Source organism: Pseudomonas psychrophila HA-4 (genome assembly GCF_000282975.1).
In the GTDB taxonomy this organism is placed as follows: domain Bacteria; phylum Pseudomonadota; class Gammaproteobacteria; order Pseudomonadales; family Pseudomonadaceae; genus Aquipseudomonas; species Aquipseudomonas psychrophila_A.
Window position 1 is genome coordinate 53,828 of sequence record NZ_ALJC01000120.1, and the last position, 15,077, is coordinate 68,904.

General features: G+C 57.2%; 13 protein-coding genes. All 13 read right to left on the reverse strand.

The features are described 5' to 3' along the window. Positions 1 to 25: 25 nt before the first annotated feature. The 13 genes from B347_RS0120780 to B347_RS0120840 all read right to left on the reverse strand — a co-directional run bounded on the left by B347_RS0120780 (position 26) and on the right by B347_RS0120840 (position 14,825). Positions 26 to 352, reverse strand: coding sequence for a hypothetical protein (locus B347_RS0120780; RefSeq protein ID WP_019411623.1), 327 nt, complete (start codon positions 350 to 352; stop codon positions 26 to 28). Further along, entirely contained in the window at positions 349 to 1,266 is a 918-nt protein-coding gene (locus B347_RS0120785; protein WP_019411624.1) for an alpha/beta hydrolase, read from the reverse strand. Before B347_RS0120785 ends, B347_RS0120780 begins: the two co-directional genes overlap by 4 nt. A gap of 36 nt (positions 1,267 to 1,302) precedes the next feature. After that, positions 1,303 to 2,580 (reverse strand): flavohemoglobin expression-modulating QEGLA motif protein, encoded by a 1,278-nt coding sequence (locus B347_RS0120790; protein ID WP_019411625.1) that lies wholly within the window; start codon positions 2,578 to 2,580, stop codon positions 1,303 to 1,305. Between the two features lie 24 nt (positions 2,581 to 2,604). Then, a complete protein-coding gene (locus tag B347_RS0120795; RefSeq protein ID WP_019411626.1) occupies positions 2,605 to 3,153 on the reverse strand; it encodes a hypothetical protein in 549 nt (182 codons plus the stop codon). 322 nt (positions 3,154 to 3,475) lie between these two features. Beyond that, entirely contained in the window at positions 3,476 to 4,978 is a 1,503-nt protein-coding gene (gene lysS, locus B347_RS0120800) for a lysine--tRNA ligase (protein ID WP_019411627.1), read from the reverse strand. A gap of 114 nt (positions 4,979 to 5,092) precedes the next feature. Further along, positions 5,093 to 6,188 (reverse strand): peptide chain release factor 2 gene (gene prfB / locus B347_RS0120805; RefSeq protein WP_100218052.1). Its coding sequence is split into 2 segments (ribosomal slippage): positions 5,093 to 6,115 and positions 6,117 to 6,188, totalling 1,095 coding nucleotides; the frame shifts between segments, so codons are not numbered across the junction. Between the two features lie 181 nt (positions 6,189 to 6,369). Beyond that, positions 6,370 to 7,371 (reverse strand): response regulator, encoded by a 1,002-nt coding sequence (locus B347_RS0120810; RefSeq protein ID WP_019411628.1) that lies wholly within the window; start codon positions 7,369 to 7,371, stop codon positions 6,370 to 6,372. A gap of 52 nt (positions 7,372 to 7,423) precedes the next feature. Continuing rightward, positions 7,424 to 8,434: a chemotaxis response regulator protein-glutamate methylesterase gene (locus tag B347_RS0120815; protein ID WP_019411629.1), complete on the reverse strand. Its 1,011-nt coding sequence runs from the start codon at positions 8,432 to 8,434 to the stop codon at positions 7,424 to 7,426. Further along, a complete protein-coding gene (locus B347_RS0120820; protein WP_019411630.1) occupies positions 8,431 to 10,737 on the reverse strand; it encodes a hybrid sensor histidine kinase/response regulator in 2,307 nt (768 codons plus the stop codon). The genes B347_RS0120815 and B347_RS0120820 overlap by 4 nt, the downstream gene beginning before the upstream one ends. Continuing rightward, positions 10,734 to 11,420 (reverse strand): chemotaxis protein CheW, encoded by a 687-nt coding sequence (locus tag B347_RS0120825; protein WP_019411631.1) that lies wholly within the window; start codon positions 11,418 to 11,420, stop codon positions 10,734 to 10,736. The genes B347_RS0120820 and B347_RS0120825 overlap by 4 nt, the downstream gene beginning before the upstream one ends. Beyond that, a complete protein-coding gene (locus tag B347_RS0120830; RefSeq protein WP_019411632.1) occupies positions 11,417 to 12,691 on the reverse strand; it encodes a CheR family methyltransferase in 1,275 nt (424 codons plus the stop codon). The genes B347_RS0120825 and B347_RS0120830 overlap by 4 nt, the downstream gene beginning before the upstream one ends. Continuing rightward, complete coding sequence (locus B347_RS0120835) at positions 12,688 to 13,203, reverse strand: chemotaxis protein CheW (RefSeq protein ID WP_019411633.1); 516 nt, start codon at positions 13,201 to 13,203, stop codon at positions 12,688 to 12,690. The genes B347_RS0120830 and B347_RS0120835 overlap by 4 nt, the downstream gene beginning before the upstream one ends. Continuing rightward, the gene (locus B347_RS0120840; protein WP_019411634.1) at positions 13,203 to 14,825 is read right to left on the reverse strand and encodes a methyl-accepting chemotaxis protein; all 1,623 of its coding nucleotides are present in this window, start codon (positions 14,823 to 14,825) and stop codon (positions 13,203 to 13,205) included. Before B347_RS0120840 ends, B347_RS0120835 begins: the two co-directional genes overlap by 1 nt. Positions 14,826 to 15,077 lie beyond the last annotated feature (252 nt).

Below are 15,077 nucleotides of genomic sequence, written 5' to 3' on the forward strand. Positions count from 1 at the left end.
GGGGCGGCCTCTGCTACTGATGTTTTTACTGTTCCAGCTTCGGGGTTTCCTGCCCCATGCAGTGCACGGCCTGTTTCTTGTTGTTAACCAACACGCCAGTCAGGCCTTTTTGCTCGGTGTCGAACAACACCACAATCCCATCAACGCACTGCGCCACCTGAGTGGCCGGTGTCAGGGAGATTTTGTAGTCTTCGCCAGGAATGGTCTTGAGCATGGTGAAATCGCTCAGCAACAACGCATCTTCAGGCTTGGCGAAATGCAGATAGCCGTAGTACCACAGGCAGCCCACCGTGCCGATGATAGTGCCGATGCCTGTGATGATCAGCGGGATGGCGTTACGTTCTTCACTCATTGCAGGTTCTCTGTTCCAAGGTCTGTCGTCGAATTCGAGGTGGCCGGGTAATTGGGGATCTCCCCCAGACGCCGCACGCCATTGAAGTGTTGCGGGTCGTCCAAGTAACGCAGCATCACCTGGCGCCAGGTTGGGTCGGCAAACGTCTGTACATGGCCGCCTCGGGTCAGTTGCAGCACTTTAGGAGGCGGTGCGGCCTGATACAGACGGATGCCATTGGACAGCGGCACGATCGGGTCATCCAGGCTGTGGAAGATCAGCATCGGCGTCCCACCCATTTCGGGCATTGCATACACGGCACTGTCGGCGTCTGGCACTAGCCACGACAGCGGCACTTGTAGCGGCCAGGTCAGCCACGACGTGCTCAAGGCAAACTGCCCCACTTCGCGGTAACTGGCGGGAACACCATCGAGTACAACGGCCTTGAGCCGGGCACGTTGCGTCGGGTGCTGGCTCAGGTAATGAACCCCCATCGCCCCGCCCAAGCTCTGCCCCAGCACAATCAGTGGCTGATCGCTAACCTGTGGTTGGCGCTGCAACCAGTCGAACGCAGCATCAATGTCTTGGTACACCGCAGGCAAACCGGGAGAACCGTGCGACAGGCCATACCCGCGATAGTCGAGCATCAGCACTTGATACCCCTGTTCGGGCAACCAGGCGACAGCGCCCAAGTGATAAGCCAGGTTCCCGCCATTGCCATGCAGGTGCAGCACCGTGCCCTTGAGCGGTACGCCAGCCTTAGCCGGTAACCACCAGCCATGCAGTTGGGTGCCATCAGCAGCAGTGAGGGTCACGTCTTTATAAGACAAACCCGCAGCGGTTGGCGTGATCGGCTGGCCCGCTTCAGGATAAAACAGCAACGAGCTGCATCCGCTGAGGGTTAACAGCAGGCAGAGTACAGCCAGGGTTTTCATTCGCTGTGGCCGCCTAATGACGTGATGGAGCGTGATTTACAAAATGTTCGAGTAGTCCGCTTCGATCCGGTCCAGGCTCAAGTGATTGAGGAAGTTGGAGAAGCACATCCATGCCGACAACGCATTCATGTCGCGGAACTGGTCAGGCAGGTATTTGGGTGCAACCACCAAGCCCTCATCGACCAACTGACGCAAGGTACGCATGTCTTCCAGTGTGGTTTTGCCACAGAACAACAGCGGTACCTGTTCGAGCTTGCCTTTGCGCACGGCCAACTGAATGTAGTTGTAAACCATGATGAAGCCCTTGAGGTAGGACAAGTCTTTGGTGAATGGCAGGCCATTTGGCACAGATCCACGGAAAACCCGGCTCGCGTTGCCATAGCTTTCTGGCATCTCGAACCCTTGCTCACGGAAGAACTGATACACCTGCATGAAGTCTGCGCCCTGCTCAACCATATGGATGGCGCGGGTGCGGTTGGTCAGCTTGCGTAAACGGCTCGGGTAGGAGGCGAAGGTGATAATTTCCATCAAAATCGCCAAGCCTTCCTGGGTCACGGTCGATGACGGTGGGCCTTTAGACAAGAAGGTACAAATGGGCTGGTTTTGACCATTGAGCGTGGTGCCCACGTGCACCAGCCCTTCGTGAACTTCCAGCGCCCGCACGTCACGCTCGTTGAACATCGCATCGGTGCGGATCTTGATGTAGTCGGCGCCTGCCGCCGCGTCCGCGACAATGCCATCAGACTCAAAGACCCGAATGGTTTCTTCGCACTCGCCAAACACTTTGTTCAGACGGCCTTGCAGCATGTTCACGGCATCTTTGGCGGTCAGATTTTTGACTTCGTCCTTGAGGTCGCCGCGCCCATCGATGTTGTCCAAGTAGTCGGACATCATCAGCCCCAAGTCGGCCAAAGTCGGGTCACCGGCATGGAAGGCGTCGGATGCCGCACCATACAGCTCCTGGGAAATCAGCCCAAAATCTTCAGTGCCACGCGCTTCAAGCATGCGTACCACCATTCGGTATTCCTTACACATACGGCGCATGATCTGCCCGACCGGGTTGAACTGCCCCAGTTGCCGGGTGATGTCGCGCTCAATGTGCTGGAACTCAGATTTCACCGCATTGGAGTCAAAAGCCAAAGGCCGGGCCAGGTAATAGTCGCGGCTGACCGCTGGCATTTCCTTGCCCTTGGCCTTGAGAAACCCCTGACGAATGCTGTCATCCCACTTCACCGCATCCAACACGCGGATCGGGGTTTGTGCCAACACAATGCGGTCTGACAACGTGCGTATCGTGCGCTGGTAATCGTCCACCCGCAGTTCCTCGAATAAATGGGCTTACTTGGCCACGCGCTGATAGCGGGCCACTTCGACAAACACATCCGAATTGGCCGGATCGTCGAGGTATGAAAAAACTGTAGCTGATGGACTATTGATCTGTACGCCCGAACCTTCAGACGTTTCGACTGGATCACCGCTCAAGGTCGATTGGCCGACCGCTTGTTTGACCTGATCCAGGTCCAGGTCGTAAACCACCAGCTCGCCATTGTCGTTCACCTCAAAGCCGTTAAGCGTGTAGTTGCCGCCCAACTTGGCAGGTAGCACCGCCGAGGCATACCAACGGCTGCCATGACGGGCAACGATAAAGGTGTAACGCTCGCGGGATTTTGGCTCGCCCTTGGGATACACCACCGCCTCATAGCGCGTCTTGTCGATGGCGCGGATAGTCAGGTTACGCGCCTGCCCCCAGGCATCCTTGCTGGTCCACTTACCCAGCAATTGTTTCGGCGCCGGTTGGGCAACAATAGGGGCCTGTTTAAAGGTGACCAGACAACCGTTCAACATCAAAAATGACAATGCCATCAGCATTACACGCCAAGCTTTCATGCCTGCATCCTTCTATAGAGCGGCCAGCACATTGAGTAGGGGGTGATCTTCCATCTGACTGATAATCGCCGTCAACACTTTGGCATGATGGTGCCCTTCAATGTTGCGCGTTACGTCGATTACGTAGCAGTTGCCGCAGGCTACGTCCGATTGCGAAGCGATCGTAAATTCAGAAGGCCCGGTTATTCTGGCACACCGTGTTAGCTGGTTTTACGACGGCTACGCCGCCGGACGCAGCCTCACGGGCTCGGCAGCTGCTACAAATCAGTGAATGGCAGGCAATAAAAAACCGCCTGAATCGGCGGTTTTTTATACAGCATCGTTACGCTTGAGGGCGCATGTGCGGGAACAGGATCACGTCGCGAATCGACGGTGAGTTGGTCAGCAGCATCACCAGACGGTCGATACCGATACCTTCACCCGCGGTTGGCGGCATGCCGTATTCCAGTGCACGGACGAAGTCGGCGTCGTAGTGCATGGCTTCGTCATCGCCTGCGTCTTTGTCGGCCACCTGAGCCATGAAACGCTCAGCCTGGTCTTCCGCGTCGTTCAACTCGGAGTAGGCGTTGGCGATTTCACGGCCACCAATGAACAGCTCAAAGCGATCGGTCACGTTCGGGTTGTCGTCGTTACGACGGGCCAGCGGCGACACTTCAAACGGGTACTGGGTAATAAAGTGCGGCTGCTCCAGCTTGTGCTCGACCAACTCTTCGAAAATCATCACCTGCAGCTTGCCCAGACCTTCAAAGCCCAGCACCTTGGCGCCAGCTTTCTTGGCGATGGCACGGGCCTTGTCGATGTCGTTCAGGTCGTCTGCGGTCAGTTCAGGGTTGTACTTAAGGATCGAGTCGAACACCGACAGACGCACGAACGGTTCTCCGAAGTGGAATACCTTGTCGCCATACGGCACATCGGTCGTGCCCAGAACCAGTTGCGCCAGTTCGCGGAACAGCTCTTCGGTCAGGTCCATGTTGTCTTCGTAATCGGCGTAAGCCTGATAGAACTCCAACATGGTGAATTCTGGGTTGTGACGAGTCGACACGCCTTCGTTACGGAAGTTACGGTTGATCTCGAACACTTTCTCGAAGCCGCCAACAACAAGACGCTTGAGGTACAGCTCAGGCGCGATCCGCAAGAACATTTCCATGTCCAGCGCATTGTGGTGGGTTTCGAACGGCTTAGCAGCCGCACCGCCCGGAATGGTTTGCAGCATCGGCGTTTCGACTTCGAGGAAATCACGCGCCATCAGGAAGTTGCGGATGTGGGCAATGACCTGCGAGCGCACACGGAAGGTGTGACGCACGTCTTCGTTAACGATCAGGTCAACGTAACGCTGGCGATAGCGCTGCTCGGTGTCAGTCAGACCGTGGTGCTTGTCTGGCAGCGGGCGCAGGGATTTAGTCAGCAGACGCACGCTGGTCATCTCAACGTACAGGTCGCCTTTACCGGAACGGGCCAGGGTGCCTTCAGCAGCGATAATGTCGCCCAAGTCCCAGGTTTTAACGGCGGCCAGGGTTTCTTCTGGCAAGGTTTTACGGTTGACATAGACCTGAATGCGACCGGTCATGTCCTGAATCACCATGAACGAGCCACGGTTAAGCATGATGCGACCAGCAACCTTGACCGGGATTGCCGCCTCAGCCAGCTCTTCCTTCGTCTTGTCGGCGTATTTCTTCTGCAGATCTTCGCAGTAGTTGTCGCGACGGAAGTCATTAGGGAAGGCATTGCCCTTAGCGCGCTCGGCTGCAAGTTTTTCCTTGCGCAGAGCGATCAGGGTGTTTTCTTCCTGTTGCAGGTCTTGCGGGTCGAGTTGTTGGTCGCTCATGTCTTAAAAATTCCATCACAGGTTCGTTGCCCCCGCCTCGCGGCAGGGGGTGGCGGGCCTTCAGCGCGCCCTTGGGGCATCGCACAGGCTTCGCACTTACGGGTGTTGCGCGCCTTACAAGCCTTGTTTCAGGCTGGCTATCAGGTATTCATCGATATCGCCATCGAGCACTTTGTCGCAATCGCTGCGCTCGATATTGGTACGCAAATCTTTGATACGCGAGGCGTCGAGTACATACGAGCGGATCTGGTGACCCCAGCCAATGTCAGACTTGGTCTCTTCCAGGGCTTGGGATGCCGCGTTGCGCTTCTGTACTTCTTGCTCGTAAAGACGTGCCCGCAACATTTTCATCGCGGTGTCTTTGTTCGCATGCTGAGAACGTTCGTTCTGGCAGCTCACCACGGTGTTCGTCGGAACGTGGGTAATCCGCACGGCCGAGTCAGTGGTGTTTACGTGCTGACCGCCCGCACCGGAGGAGCGATAAGTGTCGATCCGCAGGTCTGAAGGGTTGATGTCGATTTCGATGTTGTCGTCGATTTCTGGCGAAACAAACACAGCCGAGAACGAGGTATGACGACGGTTGCCCGAATCGTACGGGCTTTTGCGAACTAGACGATGGACGCCAATCTCGGTGCGCAACCAACCAAATGCGTATTCGCCCTTGATATGAACGGTTGCACCTTTGATCCCGGCCACTTCACCGGCAGACAATTCCATAATGGTGGCATCGAAGCCGCGCTTGTCGGCCCAACGCAAATACATCCGCAGCAGGATATTGGCCCAGTCTTGCGCTTCGGTACCGCCGGAACCTGCCTGAATGTCCAGGTAAGCGTTATTGGCGTCCATTTCACCGCTAAACATGCGGCGGAATTCGAGTTTTTCAAGGGCTTCGCGCAGACGTTCGACTTCAGCGGCGACGTCATCCACAGCGGCCTGGTCTTCTTCCTCGGCGGACATCAACAGCAGGTCTTTGGCATCGGCCAGACCTGTGTGCATCTCATCCAGAGTTTCGACGATTTGCGCCAGTTGAGCGCGCTCGCGACCCAGTTCCTGGGCGTACGAAGGGTTGTTCCAGACACTTGGATCTTCAAGCTCGCGATTGACTTCGATCAGACGCTCATGCTTTTGATCGTAGTCAAAGATACCCCCGAATAGTTTCGGAGCGCTCTGACAGGTCCTTGATGCTGTTAAGGATCGGGTTGATTTCCATGGCTGGCGGCACTCGTAGGCGATTTTTACAAAGCCGGGGAGTATACCGTAAACGTTGATCGGCAGCAGCCCGCCTGGCGGGGATGTTTGTGCGCAACCCACTCTCTGTAGCGAGCTTGTCTCGCGATCTTTTGCGTTTAAAGATCGCGAGACAAACTCGCTTCTACAGGGGCCGGTGTACGCTACTCAATCCCGACCTGATTACGCCCGTGGTGCTTGGCCAGATAAAGCCCTTTGTCCGCCGCCGAGATGAGTTGGCGCGAACTGCCATTTTGTTGTGGGGTGAGGGTCGCCAGGCCAATGCTGATGGTCAAGCTGCTGCCTTCACTCGGCTGTATATGCGGGATTTTTAGCGCTTCTACCGACTGACGCAGTTTTTCTGCAACCAATCGCGCGCCGCCTTGCGAGGTGTTAGGCAACACAATGGCAAACTCTTCGCCGCCATAACGCGCGGGTAGATCAGACGGTCGACTGCTCGCATCACGAATGGCCGAGGCCACTTTGCGCAACGCTTCGTCGCCATCCAAATGGCCAAAGGTGTCGTTGAAGGATTTGAAGTAGTCGACATCAATCATCAACAGCGACAACTGGGTCTGCTCACGCAAGGCGCGACGCCACTCAAGCTCCAAGTATTCGTCAAAGTGCCGACGATTCGACAACCCGGTCAAACCATCCGAGTTCATCAGCCGTTGCAGCACCAGATTGGTGTCCAGCAACTGCTGCTGGCTGACCCGCAACGCGCGGTAGGCCGCATCACGCTGCAACAAGGTCATGTAGGAGCGCGAGTGATAGCGAATCCGCGCCACCAGTTCGATGTTATCGGGCAGCTTGACCAAGTAATCATTAGCCCCCGCCGAAAACGCCGCGCTCTTGATCAGCGGGTCTTCTTTGGTGGACAGAACGATGATCGGGATGTTTTGGGTCGCTGGGTGATTGCGGTACTCGCGCACCAACGTCAGCCCGTCCAGCCCAGGCATGACCAGGTCCTGCAAAATCACCGTCGGTTTGATCCGAATGGCTTGAGCAATCGCCTGATGCGGGTCCGCACAGAAGTGAAAGTCTATGTTCTGCTCAAGCGCCAAGCCTCGGCGCACGGCTTCACCGATCATTGCCTGATCGTCAACCAGCAACACCATGGCGGCGTTTTCGTCAGTTTTAACGTCGTCCAACTGTAAATCGCTCATGCGCGTTCACCTGAATTACTGCCTTCAAGCCAGTTATGCCGAATTTTGCCAGTCATTTCGCAAATATCTCCAGCAAACGTGGCGCAATCTTGTCTAAAGGACGGATTTCAACCGCTGCATCAATGGCCGCTGCCGCTTTGGGCATGCCATACACTGAGCTACTTTGTTGGTCCTGAGCGATGGTCAAGAAACCTTGCTGACGCATGAGTTTGAGCCCTTGCGCCCCATCGCGCCCCATACCGGTTAATAGCACACCCACCGCGTCACCATTCCAGTGTCTGGCAACACTTTCAAAAAACACATCGATCGAGGGTCGATAAATCTCGTTCACAGGCTCTGCCGTATAGGCCAAGGTGCCGTTTTTTAATAGCCGAATGTGGTGGTTGGTGCCCGCCAGCAGCACCGAGCCCACCTGCGGCGTCTCGCCATCGCGGGCCAATCGCACGTCCAGCCCGCACGATGTACTGAGCCAATCGGCCATGCCTGCCGCAAACACTTGGTCAACATGCTGCACCAGCACGATGGCCGCCTGAAAGTTTCTCGGCAGCCCTTTAAGCAGTGTTTCAAGCGCTGCCGGCCCGCCCGCAGACGAGCCAATTGCCACCAACCCACGCTGGGCAGACAATTCGCGCGGTTGGGCAGACACGGGTTTTACCCGTTTGTCGCTTTGGCCCATCAACCAGCCCACGTTGAGGATTTTGCGCAGTAACGGCGCCGCTGCCTCTTTGGCATTGCCCGCTCCCAGCGCCGGCGTGTCAACCACATCCATTGCACCAAAACCCATGGCTTCGAATACGCGGTGTACATTCTGCTCGCGGTCCACGGTCACAATCACGATGGCACACGGGGTTTCAGCCATGATCCGGCGCGTGGCCTCTACCCCGTCCATCACCGGCATGATCAGGTCCATCAATATCAGGTCCGGCGTCTGTTCGGCGCACAGGCGCACCGCCTCCTCACCATCGCGCGCAACCCAGATCACTTGGTGAGCGGGCTCAAACGCCAGCGCTCGACGCAAGGCCTCAACCGCCATGGGCATATCGTTGACGATGGCGACTCTCATGTTTGGGCTCCACCAATAAGTTCAACCACAGCATCCAGCAAAGCGTCGTCATGGAAGCTGGCTTTGGCTAGATAATAGTCGGCCCCAGCATCTAGGCCACGTCGACGATCTTCTTCACGATCTTTGTAAGAAACCACCATCACTGGCATAGATTGCAAACGGTTATCTCGGCGCAACAACGTGACCAGTTCAATACCATCCATGCGCGGCATGTCTATGTCGGTAATCAATAGGTCGAAGTGCTCGGCCCGCAGGGCATTCCAGCCATCCATACCGTCAACCGCCACGGCCACTTCATAGCCGCGATTGATCAGCAGTTTGCGCTGCAACTCGCGCACGGTTAGCGAGTCATCAACCACCAAAATGCGTTTGCGGGTCAGTTCGGCGGTGTGGCGGTTGCGCCGGTCGATACGTTCCAGACGCCCGGTGTTGAGCAGTTTGTCGACTGAGCGCAGCATGTCTTCGACGTCCACGATCAGCACCGGCGAACCATCGTCCAGCAAGGCCCCGGCTGAGATGTCTTGCACCTTGCCCAGACGCGGATCGAGGGGTAACACCACTAACGTCCGCTCGCCGATGAAGCGCTCAACGGCCACGCCATACACGGCGTCGCGCTCACGAATCACCACCACCTTGAGGGTTTCGTCATCGCTCTGGCTGGGGGGGCGTTGCAGCAACTGGCTGGCCGCTACCAGCCCCACATGGCGGCCTTCGTGCCAGAAATGCTGACGACCTTCGACCTGCACGATGTCATCCGGCAACAAGTCGCGCATGCGTTCAATGTGCGCCAGCGGGAAGGCGTACGCCTCATCGGCTACTTCAACCACCAGGCTGCGAACCACGGACAAGGTCAGCGGCACTTCAAGCTGGAAGCGGCTGCCCTGCCCCGAGGTCTGTTCCAGCACAATCGCGCCGCGCAGCAGGCGCACCATGTGCTGCACTGCATCCAGCCCGACGCCGCGCCCGGAGACTTCGGTCACGGTGTCGCGCAGGCTGAAACCCGGCAGAAAGAGAAAGGTCAGCAGTTCTTCTTCGCTCAATTGCGCCACGGTCTCGGCGGTCGATAACTGACGTTCGACAATGGTGCGACGCAAACGCGTGAGATCAACACCGGCGCCATCATCGCTGAGTTCCAGCGCCAGCAAACCCGCCTGGTGCGACACGCGCAGGCGAATGGTGCCTTCTGCCGACTTGCCCGCCAGCAGGCGCTGTTCTGGCGACTCAATTCCGTGGTCAACCGCATTACGCAACAAGTGAGTCAGTGGCGCTTCAAGTTTTTCCAGTACATCGCGGTCAACCTGGGTTTTCTCGCCTTCAATTTCCAGGCGAATCTGCTTGCCAAGGGCACGCCCCAAATCGCGAACCATACGTTCCTGGCCAACCAGTACGTCAGCAAACGGGCGCATCCGACAGGCCAGCGCGGTGTCATAAAGCAATTGCGCGCGCTGACCGGTCTGCCAGCCAAATTCGTCCAGTTCTGCGGTCTGTTCGCTCAGCAGGTGCTGCGACTCGGCCAATGATCGCCGAGCCTCAGTCAACGCTTCCTCGACGTCATGGCTAAAGCCCGCCGCTTTAAGCTGTTCGCTCAGGGTGTCCAAGGCTCGCAAGCTGGTGCTTTGAATGCGCTTGAGCCGATGCAGGGCCATCAAATAGGGCTTAAGCCGCTGGGTCTCAACCAACGATTTGCTCGACAGGTCGAGCAGACTGTTGAGCCGCTCGGCGGTCACGCGCAATACCCGCTCGCCGCTCTCCGTCAAACGCTGAGGACGACGCGCGGGTTCTGGCTCCGCAGGTTCAGGCTGCATAGGCGGCTCAGGCTCGATCAACGGAGCAGCCACTACAGACGTCGGCGCCAGTAACAATTGTGAAACGTCGAATGCCGGCGGCGCGAACCGTGGCGTAACTATTGCAGAGGGGTCAAGCAACTCGTTCAGGTGCGTGACATAGGCGTCAATATCAGCCGGGCCAACATTTTCACTGCCGGGGGTGGCAATACGCATCAGCAAATCAGTGCCCTGCAACAACGCATCAATGTGCTCGGGATGCAGGCGCAAGCGCCCTTCTTGAGCACTGACCAGGCAATCTTCCATGACGTGGGCGACGCTGACCCCAGCATCGACCCCGACGATTCTCGCCGCACCTTTGAGCGAATGAGCAGCACGCATGCACGCTTCTAGCTGATCGGCTTGTGTTGGGTTGCGCTCCAACGCCAACAGACCGGCACTCAGAACCTGGGTCTGGGCCTCGGCCTCAAGACTGAAGAGTTCTAGTAAGGAGGCATCACGCATTTGCTCAGGGGTCATGTCAGGCTCCGGGAAATGGCGCTCAGCAGTTGTTCTTCATCCAGCCAGCGCAGGCTGCGGCTTTTCCACGGCAGTACACCCCGGGTGTATTTGGCACCGGCATGGTCGCCCGAGAGCGAAGCGGTGTTTAGAACACGTTCTTCAATGTTGTGAACACCGTCCACTTCATCAACCGGCAAAACCACGGGGCCGCCGTGCGCCGCCACGATCAGCATGCGCGGCATGACGCGTTGCGTAGTGGTTGGCGTGACCGTCGGGTCCAGCCCCAACAGGTCAACCAGTGACAGACACGGCACCAGCGCTCCCCGCACATTGGCCACGCCTTGCAACGCCCGTGAACGCTGGTGTGGCAGGGAGTGGATGGCTTGCAGGCGCGCGACTTCGTCTAGGCAACCGGTATTCAGGCCCAGCCACTCGCCGCCCAAACGAAAAATCACCAGCGAGCGCGTCGCGACTTTTCGTTCGAAATCTTGAGGGGCAGAGAGTTCATCGTGCTTTTGATCAAAGGAGTAGCGATCCAGCAAGCGCGTCGCGGCGACCGAATACACCGCGCAGTTGCGGCAATGAATATGCTCGGGCAACAGCGGGCAGGATTTATCGCCATAGATACCGATACGATTCCAGCAGTCATCAATGGCTTGGGCTTCGTCATGAATCAAGCTCTGGGCTGTTAAACCGCTCATTGTTTACGCTCACTGTGAACGGACCGCTCGTGACGGGCAGCACGCTCTTGCAAGCGCTGCGCACCTGCCGCATCACCTTGCGAAGCCAATAAAGCCGCCAAGTGTGCCAGCGCGTCTGAATGCTGCGGTTCCAGGTACAACGCCTTGCGATAAAAGCCCTGGGCCTGGTCGCTCCGACCTTCAACATCGCTGAGCAAACCTAACCAATAAAACACTTGTGCCTGCGGGCCATGCAGTAGCAAAAACTGTTCGCAGGACTGCCGGGCATCACTGCTTTTGCCTTCATTGGCCAAGCGTGCAATCTGCTCCAGCAAGGCGCTCACCCCTGAAGTTGCCGGGCTCGGTTTGTGTGGCGCTGGCGTTGCAGTTTGCGGGCGCGGGGCAAAAGGCCGAATCACCGGGGGGGACGTCGGCGGCAGTGGACGCGTCAGCGGTTTGAACTCAGCTAGCGCGGGGCGCGCAGCAGGCAACGGCTCATGGCTGTGACTAAAGGCAAACGACTGTGGCGCACAAATCGAACGCATCCCCAAGCGTGCCAGCAAGCTGCCTTCCGCCGGGCCAATGAACAGCACGCCGTCGTCGCGGGTTAAACGCTTTAGTACGTCCAGCGCTTGCTGTTGTGTTTTCAGGTCAAAGTAGATCAGCAGGTTGCGGCAAAACACAAAGTCATAGGGAACGTGATTAACCACCAGTGCCGGATCAAGCAAGTTGCCGACATGAAAGCTGACCTGCTGGCGCACCCGCTCCGACAGTTGGTAGCCGTCATTGGTAACGCTGAAATAGCGCTCACGAAAATCGGTTTGTTCGCCACGAAATGAATTCTTGCCATACACCGCCGCCTGAGCACGCGCCACCGATAGCGGGCTGACATCCAGGGCTTCGACCTTGAACTGATGCCCGGTAAAACCAGCATCAAACAAGGCCATTGCAATCGAGTAGGGCTCTTCGCCCGTCGAGCACGGCAGACTCAATATTCGCAGGATGCGGCGAGTGCCCACCTCCTCCAAACGCTTTCTGGCCAATCGACCCAACGTCGCAAACGACTCAGGGTAACGAAAAAACCAAGTCTCGGGCACGATGACCGACTCGATCAGCGCTTGCTGTTCATCGTGCGAGGTGATCAGCCGCTGCCAGTAATGATCGCTGTCGACCATGTGCAGCGCCGTGCAACGCTGACGAACAGCGCGCTCGATAATTGCCGGGCCGACAGACGCCACATCCAGACCGATGCGTTGTTTCAGAAAGTCGAAGAACCGTTGATCGTCACTCATGCGAGCTCCCGCGTGAAGGCGTCATCCGGGTTCGCAGGAAACAGCAGCGCACACACCGCCGGGCTCAGCAGGTCATCGACTCGGATCCACTGCGTTAGGCCATGAGGGTCTTTGCGCACCGGCCCCAAATAAGGCGCGTCGCGGTTATCCAGGCCATACGGCTGGAAATCATCAGGGTTACACCGCAAGGTATCGCTGGCCTGCTCAAGCATCAGCCCCAGCAGTTTTCCACGAAAATCGACCAACACCAGACGGGTACTCGTGCGAGCCACCGCCGCGTGGCCAAAGGTCATGGCGCTGACGTCAATCACCGGCACCATGTGACTACGGTGCGCAAACACCCCGGCCACCCAAGCAGGGGCCTGGGCGATCGGCTTCAGCGGTAAACGCGGCAACACTTCGACCACATCGGTGGCGGGCAAGGCATAGCGTTCATCGCCGATGTAAAACACCAGAAACAGGCGATTGCTGGGCGTCACTGCGCCCATACGTTTGGCTAGAGGCTCGATCATCAGACTTTGAAACGCGAAACGCCGCTGCGCAGTCCAACAGCAACCTGACTGAGTTCGTCGATCGCGAAACTGGCCTGACGCAAGGACTCAACGGTCTGACTGCTGGCATCACCCAACTGCACCAGCGCCAGGTTAATTTGTTCGGCGCCCGTGGCTTGGGCCTGCATCCCTTCATTGACCATCAAGACGCGCGGCGCCAGGGCCTGAACCTGATGGATGATTTGCGACAGTTGCTCGCCCACTTGGGTCACTTCGGACATGCCTCGGCGCACTTCTTCCGAGAACTTGTCCATGCCCATCACGCCCGCAGACACGGCCGACTGAATTTCACGCACCATTTGTTCAATGTCGTAAGTGGCAACAGCGGTCTGGTCAGCCAGACGGCGGACTTCAGTGGCAACCACGGCGAAACCACGGCCATATTCACCGGCTTTTTCAGCTTCGATGGCAGCGTTGAGCGACAACAGGTTGGTCTGGTCAGCCACTTTAACGATGGTCACGACCACTTGGTTAATGTTGCCGGCCTTTTCATTGAGGATCGCCAATTTGGCGTTGACCAGATCGGCAGCGCCCATCACCGAGTGCATGGTTTCTTCCATGCGTGCCAAGCCTTGCTGCCCGGAGCCGGCCAGAATCGAAGCCTGATCGGCGGCCGATGTCACTTCAGTCATGGTGCGAACCAGGTCACGGGACGTGGCCGCGATTTCGCGGGAAGTCGCGCCAATCTCAGTGGTTGTGGCTGCAGTTTCAGTGGCGGTGGCTTGTTGCTGCTTAGACGTGGCGGCGATTTCGGTGACCGAGGTGGTGACTTGCACCGAGGAGCGTTGGGCTTGAGACACCAACGCAGTCAGCTCGGTCATCATGGCATTGAAGCCGGTTTCGACCGCGCCAAATTCGTCTTTACGCTCCAGATTCAAACGCGAGCTCAAGTCACCCGAACGCATGGTTTCAAGGATCGCAACAATACGCTGCATCGGCGACATGATTGCCTGCAACAACAGGAAGCCACAAAGCCCGGCCGCCAACACGGCAATTACCAGCGACACCAGCATGCTGATTTTTGCGCTCGTGACGGCATTGGCAATGGCTTCTGTCGCGTGATTGGCAGCGGTGCGATTGGTGTCAATGATGGTGTTGAGTTGCTTGCGGCCGGCCATCCATAACGGGGCCAACTGATGAGTGATCATTTCATCGGCCTGTTCGGTTTTTTTGTCTTCATAAAACTCTAAAACGCCGGCCAAGGCCTGAGTGTATTGAACGTGGAGGCGCTCAAACGCATCAAACTCGGCACGGTCTTGGTCATCAAAAATGGTGGTGCGGTAGTTATCCAGCTCACGCTTCATCCGCTCCTCGTAGCTGGCATACAGCTTACGGTCTTCACTGTTCAGGTCTCGCTGGGTCGCCGACCCCACCAGTTGCAGGGTCAAGACATAACTGTCGACCCAAGCACTGCGTACCATCGAACTGTAATAGACCCCGGGAATCGAGTCGGTCCGAACCGCCTCTTCGCTCGTCTCAATGGAAAGCAAGCGAGAGTAAGACGCAACAACCATCAACGACATGATGGCGATGATCACCGCAAAGCTCGCCAAAATACGTTGGCGTAACGTCCAGTTCTTCACAGTTAATCCTCGGGGCCATTCAAATGATGCGAAGTATAGCCGAGGGTACGCGATGATTCGCCTGATCGTTGAGACTGTTCTCACAGCGATTAACAAAAAAACCTACATGCGAATACGCACTAAATCAGTAGGAGATTTGACCAGGGCTCATAGGTCAAACGCTCTGTAGCCACTGCCTATGGCTGCGATAAGGGCCGCAGGACCTCCACGCTGATCCAGACATTCGGGGCCGCTGCGCAGCCCATCGCAGTC

Coding starts and splice junctions, on each gene's coding strand:
- B347_RS0120780 (WP_019411623.1), bottom strand. CDS start 352: ATGAGTGAAGAACGTAACGCCATCCCGCTGATCATCACAGGCATCGGC.
- B347_RS0120785 (WP_019411624.1), bottom strand. CDS start 1,266: ATGAAAACCCTGGCTGTACTCTGCCTGCTGTTAACCCTCAGCGGATGC.
- B347_RS0120795 (WP_019411626.1), bottom strand. CDS start 3,153: ATGAAAGCTTGGCGTGTAATGCTGATGGCATTGTCATTTTTGATGTTG.
- lysS (WP_019411627.1), bottom strand. CDS start 4,978: ATGAGCGACCAACAACTCGACCCGCAAGACCTGCAACAGGAAGAAAAC.
- B347_RS0120810 (WP_019411628.1), bottom strand. CDS start 7,371: ATGAGCGATTTACAGTTGGACGACGTTAAAACTGACGAAAACGCCGCC.
- B347_RS0120815 (WP_019411629.1), bottom strand. CDS start 8,434: ATGAGAGTCGCCATCGTCAACGATATGCCCATGGCGGTTGAGGCCTTG.
- B347_RS0120820 (WP_019411630.1), bottom strand. CDS start 10,737: ATGACCCCTGAGCAAATGCGTGATGCCTCCTTACTAGAACTCTTCAGT.
- B347_RS0120825 (WP_019411631.1), bottom strand. CDS start 11,420: ATGAGCGGTTTAACAGCCCAGAGCTTGATTCATGACGAAGCCCAAGCC.
- B347_RS0120830 (WP_019411632.1), bottom strand. CDS start 12,691: ATGAGTGACGATCAACGGTTCTTCGACTTTCTGAAACAACGCATCGGT.
- B347_RS0120835 (WP_019411633.1), bottom strand. CDS start 13,203: ATGATCGAGCCTCTAGCCAAACGTATGGGCGCAGTGACGCCCAGCAAT.